Annotated in this window: 16 protein-coding genes and 1 pseudogene; 6 read left to right on the forward strand and 11 right to left on the reverse strand. The window is 61.4% G+C overall.

All coding sequences use genetic code 11. From position 1 onward, the window contains the following. Positions 1–7: 7 nt before the first annotated feature. The 3 genes from MN188_RS06385 to MN188_RS06395 are packed head-to-tail and all read right to left on the reverse strand — an operon-like array spanning position 8 to position 3464. Positions 8–811, reverse strand: coding sequence for a 3-hydroxybutyrate dehydrogenase (locus MN188_RS06385; protein ID WP_242106748.1), 804 nt, complete (start codon positions 809–811; stop codon positions 8–10). After that, on the reverse strand, positions 808–2310 hold the full coding sequence (locus MN188_RS06390; protein WP_242106749.1) for an AMP-binding protein: 1503 nt from the start codon (positions 2308–2310) through the stop codon (positions 808–810). Before MN188_RS06390 ends, MN188_RS06385 begins: the two co-directional genes overlap by 4 nt. After that, positions 2307–3464, reverse strand: coding sequence for a thiolase domain-containing protein (locus MN188_RS06395; protein ID WP_242106750.1), 1158 nt, complete (start codon positions 3462–3464; stop codon positions 2307–2309). Before MN188_RS06395 ends, MN188_RS06390 begins: the two co-directional genes overlap by 4 nt. Positions 3465–3560: 96 nt before the next feature. Between MN188_RS06395 and MN188_RS06400 the strand changes: the two genes are divergently transcribed. The 6 genes from MN188_RS06400 (at position 3561) to aat (ending at position 7982) form a co-directional block, all read left to right on the forward strand. Then, complete coding sequence (locus MN188_RS06400) at positions 3561–4103, forward strand: LuxR C-terminal-related transcriptional regulator (RefSeq protein ID WP_242106751.1); 543 nt, start codon at positions 3561–3563, stop codon at positions 4101–4103. A gap of 61 nt (positions 4104–4164) precedes the next feature. Further along, the gene (locus tag MN188_RS06405; protein WP_242106752.1) at positions 4165–4782 is read left to right on the forward strand and encodes a TetR family transcriptional regulator C-terminal domain-containing protein; all 618 of its coding nucleotides are present in this window, start codon (positions 4165–4167) and stop codon (positions 4780–4782) included. 100 nt (positions 4783–4882) lie between these two features. Further along, entirely contained in the window at positions 4883–5350 is a 468-nt protein-coding gene (locus MN188_RS06410; RefSeq protein ID WP_242106753.1) for a hypothetical protein, read from the forward strand. Between the two features lie 133 nt (positions 5351–5483). After that, entirely contained in the window at positions 5484–5975 is a 492-nt protein-coding gene (accB, locus tag MN188_RS06415; RefSeq protein WP_242106754.1) for an acetyl-CoA carboxylase biotin carboxyl carrier protein, read from the forward strand. 10 nt (positions 5976–5985) lie between these two features. Continuing rightward, a complete protein-coding gene (accC, locus tag MN188_RS06420; RefSeq protein ID WP_242106755.1) occupies positions 5986–7332 on the forward strand; it encodes an acetyl-CoA carboxylase biotin carboxylase subunit in 1347 nt (448 codons plus the stop codon). 8 nt (positions 7333–7340) lie between these two features. Next, on the forward strand, positions 7341–7982 hold the full coding sequence (gene aat / locus MN188_RS06425; RefSeq protein ID WP_275116086.1) for a leucyl/phenylalanyl-tRNA--protein transferase: 642 nt from the start codon (positions 7341–7343) through the stop codon (positions 7980–7982). Here aat and MN188_RS06430 read toward each other — a convergent pair. From MN188_RS06430 to MN188_RS06465, 8 genes and pseudogenes are all read right to left on the reverse strand, one after another. Next, positions 7946–8305: a DUF2155 domain-containing protein gene (locus tag MN188_RS06430; RefSeq protein WP_242106756.1), complete on the reverse strand. Its 360-nt coding sequence runs from the start codon at positions 8303–8305 to the stop codon at positions 7946–7948. The genes aat and MN188_RS06430 overlap by 37 nt on opposite strands. After that, entirely contained in the window at positions 8302–8751 is a 450-nt protein-coding gene (gene mlaD / locus MN188_RS06435) for an outer membrane lipid asymmetry maintenance protein MlaD (RefSeq protein ID WP_242106757.1), read from the reverse strand. Before mlaD ends, MN188_RS06430 begins: the two co-directional genes overlap by 4 nt. A 14-nt stretch (positions 8752–8765) precedes the next feature. After that, complete coding sequence (locus MN188_RS06440; protein WP_242106758.1) at positions 8766–9137, reverse strand: NADH:ubiquinone oxidoreductase subunit NDUFA12; 372 nt, start codon at positions 9135–9137, stop codon at positions 8766–8768. A gap of 120 nt (positions 9138–9257) precedes the next feature. Continuing rightward, positions 9258–10523: an ATP-dependent Clp protease ATP-binding subunit ClpX gene (clpX, locus tag MN188_RS06445; RefSeq protein WP_242106759.1), complete on the reverse strand. Its 1266-nt coding sequence runs from the start codon at positions 10521–10523 to the stop codon at positions 9258–9260. Positions 10524–10661: 138 nt separating this feature from the next. Further along, positions 10662–11285 (reverse strand): ATP-dependent Clp protease proteolytic subunit, encoded by a 624-nt coding sequence (locus MN188_RS06450; protein ID WP_242106760.1) that lies wholly within the window; start codon positions 11283–11285, stop codon positions 10662–10664. A gap of 192 nt (positions 11286–11477) precedes the next feature. Then, positions 11478–12323 (reverse strand): annotated as a pseudogene (locus MN188_RS06455) (ABC transporter permease); the annotation flags it as partial. A 14-nt stretch (positions 12324–12337) separates the two neighbouring features. Beyond that, positions 12338–13621: an ABC transporter permease gene (locus MN188_RS06460; RefSeq protein ID WP_242106762.1), complete on the reverse strand. Its 1284-nt coding sequence runs from the start codon at positions 13619–13621 to the stop codon at positions 12338–12340. A gap of 104 nt (positions 13622–13725) precedes the next feature. Further along, on the reverse strand, positions 13726–14835 hold the full coding sequence (locus tag MN188_RS06465; RefSeq protein ID WP_242106763.1) for an extracellular solute-binding protein: 1110 nt from the start codon (positions 14833–14835) through the stop codon (positions 13726–13728). Position 14836 lies beyond the last annotated feature (1 nt).

Here is a 14836-nt window from a genome sequence, read left to right on the forward strand (position 1 = left end):
TCCGAGCTTATTGCGCCGTCCAGCCACCATCGATTGGGATGGTGGTGCCGGTCACGTTATGAGCAATCGGGTCGCAGAGCCACAAGGCCAGCGCGCCGATCTCGGCAGGGTCCGAGGTGCGCTGGCTGGGCTGTTTTTCCGACAAAAGGTCAGCGATGCCCTTGTCGCGGTCACCGCCGAAGGCCTCGGCGCGCGCCTGCACCTGCGGTTCGATGATCGCGGTTTCGGTCCAGCCCGGCGCGATGCAGTTCACCGTCACACCGCCCTGCGCTTTGGTGCCCGCGTTGGCATACTCCAGCGCCGCGACACGGCTCAGCCCGACCAGGCCGAACTTGGCCGCCACATACGGCGCCTTGTGCTTTGAGGCGACCAATCCATGCACCGACGCGATGTTCACCACCCGGCCATAGCCGCGCTTGGCCATGCCCGGCATCGCGGCCTGCATCGTGTGGAACGCGGCGGACAGGTTCACATTCAGGATCGCGTCCCAGGTGTCGCGCGGCATGTCGGCCAAGGCTGCCGTGTGCTGGATACCTGCGTTGTTGACCAGAATGTCCGCCCCACCCCAGGCCGCGACCGCGTCCATCATGTCGGCAATTCGGTCCGGGTGACGCAGGTCGCCGCCGAAAAACTCGGCCTCGGGCGCGCCAGCCTTCTCAAGCTTTTCACACACCTCGCGCACCTGCATGTCGCCCGCCAACCCATGTACAGCGATCCGCGCACCCGCACCCGCAAGCGCTTCGGCAATCGCCAAGCCAATACCTTGCACAGACCCTGTGACAAGGGCAGTTTTTCCGGTCAGATCGGTCATTTCTCCATTTCCTCCAGCCTCTGGCGCAATTCTGTCTTCAAAACCTTGCCATAGTTGTTTTTTGGTAATTCCGAGACCCAAAAATAGGCTTTGGGCCGCTTGAAACGTGCGATTTGTGTAAGGCAGTGCGCGTCCAGATCTGCCTCGCTCGGCCCATTTTCGTCGCGCAGGACGAAGGCCACCACGTCTTCGCCCCATTCCGGTTCTGGTCGCCCGATCACCGACACCTCGCGCACACCGGGATGGGTCAGCAGGGCCTCTTCCACCTCGCGCGGATAGATGTTCGTGCCACCCGAAATGATCACGTCTTTTGAGCGATCGCGCAAGGTCAGGTATCCGTCGTCGTCCAGAAACCCCATATCGCCGGTCATCAGCCAGCCATTCACCAGCGTCTTGGCGCTGGCGGTGTCGTTCTGCCAATAGGACGGCATGACAGGATGCCCGCGCACCATAATCTCACCTACGTCGCCCGGTTTCTTCGCACCTTCGATCGCGACCTCGACCACACTTTGCGCCCGCCCGACCGAGGCCAGACGGTCCTGCCAGCGCGGGTGGCTACGGTCCGCCACATCGCCGCGCGACAAGGCGGTGATCGCCATCGGGCATTCACCCTGGCCATAGATCTGTACGAAACGCGGGCCGAACCAGTCGACTGCGTCGACGATATCGGCCAGATACATCGGCCCGCCGCCGTAAACGATGGTCTTGATCCCCGCACCGCGCCGCCCGGCGGCCTTGGCGACATCGGTAAAGCGGCGCACCATCGTGGGCGCCATGAACATCGACAGCGGCCCCTGTGCTTCGGCAGCATCCAACAGTTCAGTTTCGTCAAACCCGCCCGAGATCGGGCAGATATGACGCGCAGCCTTGAGCACATGAACCGGCGCATACATCCCCGCCCCGTGGCTCATCGGCGCCATATAGAAGGCGGCATCGTCCGGGCTGACCTCATCAACGTCGACAAGGTAGGTCAGCGACGTCGCGGTCATCATGCCGTGGCTGATAAACACGCCCTTGGGCCGCCCGGTGGTGCCAGAGGTATAGAACAGCCAGGCCAGATCGTCGGGATCGCGCGCGACCACCTCAAGCGGGTCATCCGCGCACATGCGGGCGAAATCGTCGCTGGTCACGTCTAGAAGTGCCACATCACTGACCTCGGCCAGCCCCGCGCCCAGCTCTGGCGTGACAAGGGCCAGGCTGGCGCCGGAATTGTCCAGGATGAAAGCAGCCTCTTTCGGGTGCAGTTTCGCGTTGATGGGCACCACGGCGGCGCCCGCCGTCCAGATGCCGAAAAAGGCGATCAGGTAGTCCGGGCAGTTTTTCATGAACATCGCCACCCGGTCGCCGGGCTTCACTCCAGCGGCTCTCAATGCCCCCGCCAGACCGGCGGCGCGTTGGTGAAACACGGCGTAATCCGCCACCATCCGGTCGCCCAGAAACAGCGCCGGGCGCTCGCCTTGTGTCTGCGCGACGCGGGCCAGCCAATGGGCGATGTTCATCGCACCGCCTCCAGCACGCTGGCATAGGAGGCAACGCCCGAACCGCCCATGTTGAACACAAGCCCGGTCGCGGCCCCCGGCACCTGCATCGCATCCGCCGTGCCGCTGACCTGGCGCGCGATCAGCACATGCATCGACACGCCGGTGGCGCCGACCGGGTGGCCCTTGGCCTTCAACCCGCCCGACATGTTCACCGGCAACTTGCCGCCGGGCATCACAAGCCCTTCGTCCAATGCGCGCATGCCCTGCCCCGGGGCGGTCAGGCCCATCGCCTCATAAATCATCAACTCGGCAATGGTGAAACAATCGTGCACCTCGGCCACGTCCAGATCATCCAGCGTCATCCCGGCAGAGGCCAGCGCCTGCGCCATCGCGCGCTTCGGCCCCTCAAAAGCCGTCAGGTCGCGCCGCGACATGGGCAGGAAATCGTTCACTTGTGCGCTGGCGCGCAAGTGCACCGCCTGCGGCATCGCGGCGGCCAGATCGTCAGCAACCAGAACCAGCGCCGCCGCCCCGTCCGAGACCAGCGAACAATCGGTGACCTTCAGCGGATCGGCGACCATCGGGTTGCGCTCACTGACCTCCTCGCAAAACGCAACGGGAAGTGGTTTGTGCAATTGCGCCAAGGGGTTGTTCATCGCGTTGGCGTGGTTTTTCGAGGCGATGCGCGCCAGCGTCCCGGTCTGGTCGCCCCATTTGTCATAATACGCCCGCGCGAACCCGGCAAAGACCTGGGGGAAGCTCAGCCCGGCCTCTTCGGCCTGATAGGACGCGTGGCCCAACCCCTTGGCGACCTCGGCGGTGGGCAGATGGGTCATCTTCTCGGCCCCGATCACCAGGGCGATGCGCGCGCGCCCGCTGTCAATCGCGTCACGCGCCGCAAAGATCGCCGCCGCCCCCGACGCACAGGCGTTCTCAACCCGCGTGGCCGGGGTGAAACGAAGCGCGTCGTCAATCCCCAGCGCCAGAGAGGAGGCAAAGCCGTCACCCACCATGCCGCCGTTGAAATGACCCAGCCAGATGCCGTCGACCTCGCCCGGTGCGACGCGCGCGTGTTCCAATGCCTCGCCCCCCGCAGCGACGATCAGATCTTCCAGCCCCATTTCGGCCAGTTTGCCAAATTGTGTGTGACCCCAGCCGACGATATGCACCATGCGAAAGCTCCCTTTTTGCCTCGTTTCAGCATCACAGGCGCACTGCTTGGGCGCAATCGGGTAGAAATACGCAGCCGCACGGGGCACAGTGGCGTCATGGAAAGCTCGGACCTTGCCTTTACCCACGCCCCGATCGGGCTGGCGTTGACCGAAGATCGGATCGTGAAACGCGCCAACCTGCGCTTTGGCGAGGTATTCGGCGACACGCCCGAGCATTTTGCCAACACGCCGCTGGCCCGACTGTATCCGTCCAGCCAGGACTATGAACAGATCGGCGCGCGCGGGGCGCAGATCCTGCGTGAAACCGGGCGCTATGAGGACGAACGGGTGATGCGGCGGCTGGATGGCGCGCTGTTCTGGTGCCGGGTGCGCGGGCAAAGCCTGACCCCGGACGACCCGTTCAAACGCGGTGTCTGGAGCTTTGTTGACCTGTCGTCGGAACGTCCGGTTGTCGAACTGACGCCACGCGAACGTGAGGTTGCGATCCTGACCTGTCAGGGGCTGACCTCAAAGGAAATTGGCCTGGCTCTGGATCTGTCCTATCGCACGGTCGAAGCCCATCGCGCGCGACTTCTTGAGAAGTTCGGCGCGCGAAAACTGCCCGAACTGGTGGCGAAGTTTTCCGGCATGCCGCTGTAGCGAGATGTTGAAATTTCCCTGAAAAACAGGCACATTCGCGGCAGTGGGCAAGGGGATAACTATGGCCAACGCGCGGCCGCGTACGCGGATTCAGGAACGGAACCGGGGAACGATCCTCGAAGCGGCGCTTGAGGTGTTTTCCCGCCACGGCTTTCGCGGGGCCACGCTGGATCAGATCGCCAAAGCGGCGGGCCTGTCCAAGCCAAACCTGTTGTATTATTTTCCGTCGAAAGAGGCAATTCACGTCGAGCTTCTGTCCGGTTTGATGACCAATTGGCTGGAGCCGCTTGAGGCCCTGAATGCCGAGGGCGATCCGATCGAGGAAATCATCGCCTATGTGCTGCGCAAACTGGACATGGCGCGCGATCTGCCGCGCGAAAGCCGGCTGTTCGCCAATGAAATCGTGCAGGGCGCACCACGCATCCTGGACCAGATCGAAGGCCCGTTGAAGACATTAGTCGATGAAAAGGCCCAGGTGATCCGCAGTTGGTCCGACCAGGGTCACCTGGCGTCGGTCGATCCCTATCACCTGATCTTTTCGATCTGGGCCACGACGCAGCATTACGCCGATTTTGACGTGCAGGTGCGCGGTATACTGGCCCCTGAGGGCGACAGCCACTTTGCCGATGCGGCCCGCTTCCTGGACCACATGTTCCGCGCCACGCTCACCCCGCATTAACCAATTCTTGCGATTTTCCCGGGCGTTAACGCCCGGTTCACCTTCGCCATCTAGTGTGAGTGTCCGTGGGGGCTCCTGTCAGTAATAGGAGCACGGGAAAATGGAAATCTCGGGAACATCGCCCTTCGGGGGGCACGCCTCTGTGGCGGCCCAGATGCCGACACGCACACCTCCTGACGTTCCGAAGATCGACGAAAGCCGGCACTCGGACCAGGCACAGGCGGACACGCGATCAAAGCAGCAGAACGATACCGCCGGCGCCGCGCGCGACTTGCAAGACGCGCGTCAGGGCAAAGAGGTGCCCACCGGGCCACCGCCCACCTTCGAGATGACAGCACTTGAGGTGGAAGCGGACCTGCAGGCTGCGATTGCGCGCATGGAAGCCAAACGCAACCAGGCGGCCAACGCGGATGGCGTAAAAGCCCGTGACCCTGCGCCAGAGGCCAAGGCCCGCCCCGATGAGGCGCCGCCACCGTCAGAGGTTACGGAGAAAAAACCTGCCGAACGGGTGGCCGTGGCGCAGCTTGAGCAGCCTTATGATGCCAAACCAACACCGGACGCAGCCTGATTATTCGACGCCTTGACCCTGTCAAAGGCAAAATTGCCGCAACTGGAGCTTTTCTCCCCTTCCTGCCCGGCCTATAAGCGGTAAAGCTTCAAAGGCCCGCACAAAGACCGGGCAGTTATAGGTCGAGGATGGCATGACGAAAAAATCGCACGACAACGATGTGGCCTTCATCAAGGCACTGGCAAAGTTGCTTGAGGAGAACGACCTGACCGAATTGGAGGTCATGCGGGACTATGGCGAGAACGATACGCTGAACGTCCGCGTCAGCCGTGCGAAAGAAGTCGTGGCCCAGGTCGCCGCCGCGCCGGTCGCTGTTGCCGCAGCCCCTGCCGCCCCGGCCGCTGCTGCCCCGGCCACCGCAGCCGCCTCAAGTGACGATCCCGCAGCACATCCCGGCGCCGTGCCCTCGCCGATGGTGGGCACCGTATACCTTCAAGCAGAACCCGACACGCCCGCCTTCGTGAAGGTCGGCGACAAGGTCGAGGAAGGCCAGACCCTTCTGATCGTCGAAGCGATGAAAACGATGAACCAGATCCCGGCCCCCAAAGGCGGAACGGTGAAGCGCATTCTGATCGAAGACGGCGCCCCGGTCGAGTTTGGCGCGCCCTTGATGATCATCGAATAAGGGCGGTCCCATGTTCGAAAAAATCCTGATTGCCAACCGCGGAGAGATCGCCCTGCGCGTCATCCGCGCGGCGCGTGAAATGGGGATCAAGACGGTCGCGGTGCACTCCACCGCTGATGTCGATGCCATGCATGTGCGTATGGCCGACGAAAGCGTCTGCATCGGCCCGCCGCCGGGCACCGAAAGCTACCTTTCGATCCCTGCGATCATCGCCGCCTGTGAAATCACTGGCGCCCAGGCGGTTCACCCCGGCTATGGCTTCCTGTCCGAAAACGCGACCTTCGTGCAGGCGCTGGAAGACCACGAAATCACCTTCATCGGCCCCAGTGCCGCGCATATCCGCATCATGGGCGACAAGATCACCGCCAAGGACACGATGAAGAAGTTGGGCGTGCCCTGCGTGCCCGGTTCGGACGGTGGCGTGCCGGATCTGGAGACCGCCCGCAAGGTGTGCGAAGGCATCGGCTATCCCGTCATCATCAAGGCAACCGCCGGTGGTGGCGGCAAGGGCATGAAGCTTGCCCAAACCGCCGATGATCTGGAAATGGCCTTCAAGACCGCGCGCTCCGAAGGCAAGGTGAACTTCGGCAATGACGAGGTTTACATTGAGAAATACCTGGGCAAGCCGCGCCATATCGAGGTGCAGGTGTTCGGCGATGGCAAGGGCACAGCGGTGCATTTGGGCGAACGGGATTGTTCGCTGCAGCGCCGCCACCAGAAGGTGTTCGAGGAGGCCCCCGGCCCCGTCATCACCCCCGAACTGCGCGATCAGATCGGCAAAGTCTGCGCCGACGCCGTGGCCGGCATCGACTATATCGGCGCGGGTACGATCGAATTTCTCTATGAGGACGGCGAGTTCTTTTTCATCGAAATGAACACACGGCTTCAGGTTGAACACCCGGTGACCGAGGCGATCTTCGGCGTCGACTTGGTGCGTGAACAGATCCGGGTGGCCGAAGGCCTGCCGATGTCCTTCACCCAGGACGAACTGGAGCTGCATGGCCACGCGATTGAAATCCGTATCAACGCTGAAAAACTTCCCAATTTCTCTCCCTGCCCGGGCAAGATCACCCAGTATCACGCCCCCGGCGGGCTGGGTGTGCGGGTGGATTCGGCGCTTTACGACGGTTATTCGATCCCGCCTTATTACGACAGCCTGATCGGCAAACTGATCGTGCATGGCCGCGACCGGCCCGAGGCGCTGGCGCGCCTGAACCGGGCGTTGGGAGAGCTGATCGTGGACGGGATCGACACCACGGTGCCGCTGTTCAGCGCGCTGCTGGAAGAAACCGCCATTCACACCGGCGACTATGACATCCACTGGCTGGAACGCTGGCTGGATGACAACATGGGCTAAGGGCCGCTTTGGCCCAGCCCGACCTGACCGCCGACCTGCTTTTGCGCGCCTATGCGATGGGCGTGTTTCCGATGGCCGAAAGTCGCGACGACCCGCGTGTGTTCTGGGTGGACCCGGAACAGCGCGGTGTGCTGCCGTTGGACGGCTTTCGCCTGTCTCGATCCTTGCGCAAGCGCATCCTGCAAGAGCCGTTCAAGGTCACACTGAACCGCGATTTCGCGGGCGTGGTCGAAGGCTGCGCCGATCGGGACGAGACCTGGATCAACGACACAATTTTCGATCTCTATGCGCAGTTGCACGACATGGGCCACGCCCATTCGTTGGAGCTTTGGGACGGTGCGGCATTGGTTGGCGGCGTCTATGGCGTTTCTCTGGGGCGGGCGTTTTTCGGCGAAAGCATGTTCTCGCGTCGACGCGATGCATCCAAGATTGCACTGGCCTACCTGGTGGCCCATCTTACACAGACTGGATTTACCTTGTTCGACACGCAGTTTCTGACCGAACACCTTGCCAGCTTGGGGGGCGTTGAAATCCCGCGTGCCCAATATCACGACATGCTGTCACAGGCGCTGGAGCGGATGGCAGATATCACTGCTTGCGCCCTGCCCGGCGTTCACTCTGTCGTGCAGCGCAAAACCCAGACGTCATAGCGCGAATGGTCCAGCGCGCTCAGTGCTGGAGAGGACGCGATCATCCAGCCTTCGAAAAGGGGCGTCTCGGCATTGCCTTCGCGGATTACCAGCCAAGCATAGGCGTCGCCCGACGGGTTGTCGTTCGGGTATCGGCAGTCGCCCAGGGTCACCTGCAACCAGCCCAAGGCGGCAGTTTCACCAATTGCCAACGTCATATCATGGGTTGTGCCCGCATGCTTGTCCAACCCGCGCAGGTTGGCGCCGGTGCCTACAGTGGCAGGTTCCTGAGCGACAGCCGGGCTTGCAACAAGGGCCAAAGCAAGGACCGCGACGCGGATCATTCCTCGTCCCCGCCGGACACGAATTTCATCAAAAGGTTCACCACACTGATCGAGCTTTGCGTGTCCTCGATCTCGGCCCCCGGTTCCAGGTTGAACGGCGATCCGCCCGGCAACAGCTCAACAAACGAGCCGCCCAGCAGGCCCTCGGAGGCGACGATCACCGCTGTGTCTTCGGGCAGTGGGATGTCGGATTGAACGCTGAAGGATGCATCGGCGCGGAAGGTTGTGGGGTTCAGCACCATATCGGTGACGGTGCCCACTTTAACGCCTGCCAGACGCACGTCTGTGCCGATCGAAATGCCTTCGGCCGAGCGAAAACTTGCGGAGTAGACATCGCTGCTCCCCGCCCCGGAAAAGCCCGCGATCTGGCTGGCATACATGAAGAAGCCCACCGCGCCTGCCAGCACGATGCCCCCTGTGATCACCTCTGTCGCGTGCGATGCCATGGCCCCCTCCGGTCTTATTCCGGCTGCCAAGCCTCATAGTCCCGACGCTCGGTCGGCTGCGCCTGACGCATCGAGCCAGCAGGCGCATAGGCCAGCGCAGAACCGGTCGGGTTCACCTCATGCGGCTTTTCCCAGGTCTTGTGGGTCAACGCAGTGGTGCCGGGGCATTCGTCGAATGTGTGGTGCAGCCAACCATGCCAATCCGGGCTGACGCGGCTGCCCTCGGGTTCACCGTTGAAGATGACCCAGCGACGTTTGTCGTCGCGGTCGCGATAGAAGACATTGCCCTGATCGTCCTCGCCCACCTTCACGCCTTTGCGGCGGGTGAACAGCCAAGTGCCCAGGGTTTCCCCGTGCCACCAGGTCAGAAGCGAAAGTAAGCGCATGGATGCCTCCTGTCTCAGTCATACCTCATATGGCGCAAGCGCGCGCGAAGGTCCAGAGCCAAGCGGCCCGGTCGGCGGGATTATCGCCAACGGAGACCTCGTTTGCATCTGGTGGTCTATTCAGGCCGAAGCACCTTCCGCAGCGGCGTCAGCGTAAATGATCAGCGGATTGGCATCAGCGCCGACCGCTTCTTCGTTCACCACGACCTCGTCGACATTCTCCAACCCCGGCAGGTCGAACATCGTGTCCAGCAGGATGTCTTCCATGATCGAGCGTAGGCCCCGCGCGCCGGTCTTTCGTTCGATGGCGCGTTTGGCGATGGCGGACAGGGCGTCTTCGGTGAAGGTCAGCTGTGTGTCCTCGATGTCGAACAGACGCTGGTATTGCTTCACCAGGGCGTTCTTCGGAGAGGTCAGGATGGTGACAAGCGCGTCTTCGTCCAGATCCTCAAGCGTTGCGATGACCGGCAGACGGCCAACGAATTCCGGGATCAGGCCGAATTTCAGCAGATCCTCGGGCTCGAGATCCTTGAAGTATTCCCCGACAGTTTTGTCGGATTCATCACGCACATCAGCGCCAAAGCCCATTGCAGAGCCTTTGCCACGTTGCGCAATGATCTTGTCCAGACCGGCAAAAGCGCCGCCGCAGATGAACAGGATGTTCGTCGTGTCCACCTGCAGAAATTCCTGCTGCGGATGCTTGCGACCGCCCTGCGGCGGCACGGAGGCAACGGTGCCTTCCATGATCTTCAGCAGCGCCTGCTGAACCCCTTCGCCCGACACGTCGCGGGTGATCGAGGGATTGTCGGACTTTCGGGTAATCTTGTCGACCTCGTCGATATAGACGATGCCGCGTTGCGCGCGTTCGACGTTGTACTCGGACGCCTGCAGCAGTTTCAGGATGATGTTTTCAACGTCCTCACCCACGTAACCGGCTTCGGTCAGCGTGGTGGCGTCGGCCATGGTGAACGGCACATCCAGAATACGCGCGAGCGTTTGCGCCAGCAACGTCTTGCCGCAGCCTGTGGGGCCGATCAGCATGATGTTTGACTTGGCCAGCTCGATCTCATCCCCCGCCTTGGCAGCGTGGTTCAGACGTTTGTAGTGGTTGTGCACAGCGACCGACAGAACCCGTTTGGCATGGGCCTGACCGATCACGTAATCGTCCAGCACATCGCAGATTTCCTGCGGTGTCGGCACGCCATCCGCGGCTTTCAGCCCCGAGGTCTTGGTCTCCTCGCGGATGATGTCCATGCACAGCTCGACGCATTCATCACAGATGAAAACAGTCGGCCCCGCGATCAGCTTGCGCACCTCATGTTGGCTCTTTCCGCAGAACGAGCAGTAGAGGGTGTTCTTGCTGTCACCGGAGGAATTGTTCGCCATGTTCTGTTCCCTCGGGCCGTGCCCGGTTCAAATTCTCGACCAAATTGGCCCGTTTGTGCCCCGCGCGGACAGCTTAAGACAGGGCTAGAGGCGGCACAATGCGAAATAAATCACCCTGTGTGCCGCCGCCAACCAGCGTTATTCGCCGTCTTTGGCGCGGTGATCGACGATCTCGTCGATGTGGCCCCAGTCCTTCGCCTCCTGAGGTGACATGAAGTTGTCGCGCTCCAGCGCGGCTTCGACCGCCTTCAGCTTCTGACCAGTATGCTTCACATAGATCTGGTGCAGCGTGTCCTTGACCTTCTGTGTTTCGGCGGCATGGATCATGATGTCCGTCGCCTGGCCCTGGTAGCCGCCCGAGGGCTGGTGCACCATGATACGCGAATGCGGCAGCGAGAAACGCATGCCCGGTTCGCCCGCCACCGACAGGACCGACCCCATCGACGCGGCCTGGCCGATCACCAGCGTGGACACCGGCGGTTTGATGTATTGCATCGTGTCATAGATCGACAGGCCCGACGTCACCACGCCACCGGGCGAATTGATGTACATAGAGATTTCCTTGGAGGGGTTTTCCGCCTCAAGGTGCAAAAGCTGGGCAACGATCAGCGTCGACATGCCGTCGTGGATCGGCCCGTTCACGAAAATGATGCGTTCCTTGAGGAGCCGCGAGAAGATGTCATAGGCCCGTTCACCGCGCGAGGTCTGTTCGACCACCATGGGAACGAGGTTGTTTTCAAGATTATCAATCGGGTCAAACATGTATGCGCCTGCCTGCTCTGTTCGCGTCAAAGGGTAACCGTATTGGTCCTTACAGAGTCTTAGTCCCCGGTTCGGGGGGCTGCAAGGGCGGTCCCAGACCTTTCCGTACGACATGGCGGATATTGGTTAACAAACCCTTCCAAAAAAACAGGTTCGCAAAGAAAAAGCGGCGCCCGAAGGCGCCGCGTTTCGTCAACCGGGGGACAGGCCCCTCAACCGTTCGGACCGTCGTCGCAGCAATTCGACCGTGGTCAACAACACAATCGAGATCGCCACAAGGATCGTCGCGACCGCCAGGATGGTCGGGCTGATCTGTTCTCGCAGTCCCAGGAACATCTGCCAGGGCAGTGTTTTCTGCCCCGCTGAGCCGACGAACAGCACCACGACCACCTCGTCAAACGAAGTGATGAAGGCAAACAGCCCGCCCGAGATCACACCGGGGAGGATCAGCGGCATCTGCACCCGAAAGAACGTGGTCACAGGGTCGGCACCCATGTTCGCCGCCGCCCGCGTCAGCGAACGATCAAAGCCCACAAGCGTGGCTGTCACCGTAATGATCACGAAAGGAATACCCAGTGCGGCATGGGCCAGGACCACGCCGATGTAGGTGCCTTGCAGTCCGAAACGGGCATAGAAGAAGAACATCCCAGTCGCCGAGATGATCAGCGGAACGATCATCGGCGATATCAGGATCGCCATGATTGCCCGGCGAAAAGGCACGTGCGGTTGGCTCAAGCCAATCGCCGCCAGCGTGCCGAAGCCCACCGACAAGAGCGTCGCAACTGGCGCAATCGTCACCGAATTCCACAACGCCTGTTGCCAGTCCGGACTGGTCAGAAAATCCCGGTAATGTTTGAGCGAATACCCGTCCGGGTCCAGCCGCAGCATTTCGGGTGTGAAAGTGAAGAAGTCCTGCGCGTTGAAGCTGAGCGGGATCACCACCACGATCGGCGCGATCAGGAAGAAGAAGATCAGCCCGCAAATCACGCGAAACGCATAGTACCAGACGCGTTGGCCGGTGGTGGCATATGGGGGAAGCTTGCTCATGTTCGTTATCCCAACTTCACATTATCGATGCCGACGATCTTGTCATAGGCCCAGTAGAGCCCCAGCACGACGACCAGCAGAATGGCACCCAATGCGGCGCCAAGGCCCCAGTTGAGCGAGGACGAAATGTGTCGAGCGATCTCGTTCGAGATGAACGTGCCCTTTGTGCCACCAACCAGCGCCGGGGTGATGTAATACCCGATCGCCAAAATGAAGACGAGAATACTGCCCGCCCCGATGCCCGGGATCGTCTGCGGAAAATATACCCGCCAAAACGCCGTCCAGTTGGTCGCGCCCAGGCTTTTGGCCGCGCGTAGATAGGTGGGCGGGATGGTCTGCATCACCGAGTACATCGGCAGGATCATGAACGGCAGCAGGATGTGGGTCATCGCCACGATGGTGCCAAACTGGTTGTTGATCATCACCAGGCGGTTTTCGTCGGCAACCAGACCAATCCAGACGAGCACGTCGTTGATCACCCCCTGTTGTTGCAGCAGGATCTTCCACGCCGAGGTCCGTACCAGAAGCGAGGTCCAGAACGGCAGCAACACCAGGATCATCAAAACGTTGGCGGTGCGCATCGGCAGGTTGGCAAGCAACCACGCCACCGGATATCCCAACGCAATACATGCAAAGGTGATCAGGCATGACATCCACAGCGTGCGTTTGAGAAGCTTCATGTAGATGCGTTCATCTTCCGGGCGCATTTCGGCCCCGTTGGTGCCGACCTGCATGTCAATGGCGTTCAGGTAATACCCGGCAGTATAGGTCGAGGAATAGGTCAGGATCGTGCGCCAGTTCTCATGCTCACCCCAGCCATCATTGATGTCGATAAGGGCTTCCTTCCAAGGGCCTCCGGCCTCCAGATCGAATTTCTTGGCTTTGCGGCCGGTCTTGCGAAACAGCGACGAAATGCCAGGGGATTCATAGTTCAGTCGCCCGCCAACCTTGGTGTGTGTCTTGGCGGTGGCGGCTTCCTTCAGATCGGCGGCCATGGCTGCGAATACCGCCTCGGAGGGCAGCTCGCCGCTGTCGGCATCCCAGTCGGCCAATGCAACGACCGTGCGTGGCAAAGTTTCCTCGACGATGCTGTTTTCCACCGAGCGGAACAGCATGTCCGCCACGGGCAGGATGAAAGTCAGAAGGATGAAGGTCAGTAGTGGTGCGATCAGCATCAGGGCGCGCCATTTCTGGCGGCGCAGCGCACGGGCCAGGCTGCGTTTCAGCGGGGTGCCGTCTGCGGCCAAAACCGGGCCGCCCGTTGCTGCATCTGTGGTTGCGTCGCTCATGTCATCCCTGTCGTTTTTCGTTGCAGATCGTCAAAGTGACAAACGAATAAGATCTTGAAAAATGGGGTGGGAAGGGCCCGAAGGCCCCTCCCGAAAGCAAAGGCTTACTTGGCCAGCCATGCCTGGAACTTGGCGTCCAGATCATCGCGGTTGTCGGCCCACCATTCGTAGTCATAGACGTGGACGTTGGTCGCATTGGCCGGATCGGTCGGCATGTGCGGCGCCATGTCGATACCCAGGGTGGCATGCATGCCAACCAGCGGCGCCGAGGAGGCACGAGCGGGACCGTAGGAGATGAACTTGGCCTGGTCTGCCAGACGCTGGGTGTCGGTGGCGAACTTGAGGAAGTCCATCACGCGCGCTTTGCGGTCCTCGGACAGACCGGCGGGTACAACCCAACCGTCCAGGTCATAAGACTGCATGTCCCACAGCATACCAATCGGCTGGTCCTGCTCGGCGATGGCCGAGAACAGACGACCGTTGAAGGTCGAGCCGAACACGACTTCGCCATCGGCCAGCAGCTGCGGCGTTTCCGCACCGGCGGTCCACCAGACCACGTCCGACTTGATCGTGTCGAGCTTGGCCAGCGCCTGCGCCACACCTTCGTCGGTGCTCAGCGTGTCATAAATGTCATCCTTGGCCACGCCGTCACAGAACAGAGCCCATTCCATGTTGTCGATCGGGCGCTTCTGCAGCGCACGCTTGCCCGGATACGCGTCGGTGTCGAAGATCGCGCAGACCGAAGTCGGCGCGGTGTCACCCACCATGTCGGTGCGGTAGCCGAACGTGGTCGAATACACGATCTGCGGCACGAAGCAGTCCGACACGATCAGATCGCCAAAGTCTTCGCTGGCCGAAGTGCCATCGGGGGCCGCAGCCAGAACGGCGTCATGGTCCAGTTCTTCGATAAGGCCTTCGTCGCACATGCGCATAGCGTCCGACGCAGTGGCGTCAACCAGGTCCCAGGTCACGTTACCCGCTTCGGTCATCGCACGCATCTTCGCGGTCGCTTCGGCCGAGCTTTCGTCCCAGATGACTTTCACTTCGGGGTGCATCGCCAGGTAGGGCTCGACATAGGCTTTCACCTGGCTGGCCTGATAGGCGCCACCCCAGGAAACAAGGGTCATTTCGTTGGCCATGTGACCATCAGCATTGGCCGCGCCGGTGGCAGCAACCAGGGCCGTGGTGGCCAAAAGGATCTTGGTGGGTTTCATT

It is taken from the genome of Aliiroseovarius subalbicans, from assembly GCF_022678625.1.
GTDB lineage: Bacteria > Pseudomonadota > Alphaproteobacteria > Rhodobacterales > Rhodobacteraceae > Aliiroseovarius_A > Aliiroseovarius_A subalbicans.

Coding starts and splice junctions, on each gene's coding strand:
- MN188_RS06385 (WP_242106748.1), bottom strand. CDS start 811: ATGACCGATCTGACCGGAAAAACTGCCCTTGTCACAGGGTCTGTGCAA.
- MN188_RS06390 (WP_242106749.1), bottom strand. CDS start 2,310: ATGAACATCGCCCATTGGCTGGCCCGCGTCGCGCAGACACAAGGCGAG.
- MN188_RS06395 (WP_242106750.1), bottom strand. CDS start 3,464: ATGGTGCATATCGTCGGCTGGGGTCACACACAATTTGGCAAACTGGCC.
- MN188_RS06400 (WP_242106751.1), top strand. CDS start 3,561: ATGGAAAGCTCGGACCTTGCCTTTACCCACGCCCCGATCGGGCTGGCG.
- MN188_RS06405 (WP_242106752.1), top strand. CDS start 4,165: ATGGCCAACGCGCGGCCGCGTACGCGGATTCAGGAACGGAACCGGGGA.
- MN188_RS06410 (WP_242106753.1), top strand. CDS start 4,883: ATGGAAATCTCGGGAACATCGCCCTTCGGGGGGCACGCCTCTGTGGCG.
- accB (WP_242106754.1), top strand. CDS start 5,484: ATGACGAAAAAATCGCACGACAACGATGTGGCCTTCATCAAGGCACTG.
- accC (WP_242106755.1), top strand. CDS start 5,986: ATGTTCGAAAAAATCCTGATTGCCAACCGCGGAGAGATCGCCCTGCGC.
- MN188_RS06430 (WP_242106756.1), bottom strand. CDS start 8,305: ATGATCCGCGTCGCGGTCCTTGCTTTGGCCCTTGTTGCAAGCCCGGCT.
- mlaD (WP_242106757.1), bottom strand. CDS start 8,751: ATGGCATCGCACGCGACAGAGGTGATCACAGGGGGCATCGTGCTGGCA.
- MN188_RS06440 (WP_242106758.1), bottom strand. CDS start 9,137: ATGCGCTTACTTTCGCTTCTGACCTGGTGGCACGGGGAAACCCTGGGC.
- clpX (WP_242106759.1), bottom strand. CDS start 10,523: ATGGCGAACAATTCCTCCGGTGACAGCAAGAACACCCTCTACTGCTCG.
- MN188_RS06450 (WP_242106760.1), bottom strand. CDS start 11,285: ATGTTTGACCCGATTGATAATCTTGAAAACAACCTCGTTCCCATGGTG.
- MN188_RS06460 (WP_242106762.1), bottom strand. CDS start 13,621: ATGAGCGACGCAACCACAGATGCAGCAACGGGCGGCCCGGTTTTGGCC.
- MN188_RS06465 (WP_242106763.1), bottom strand. CDS start 14,835: ATGAAACCCACCAAGATCCTTTTGGCCACCACGGCCCTGGTTGCTGCC.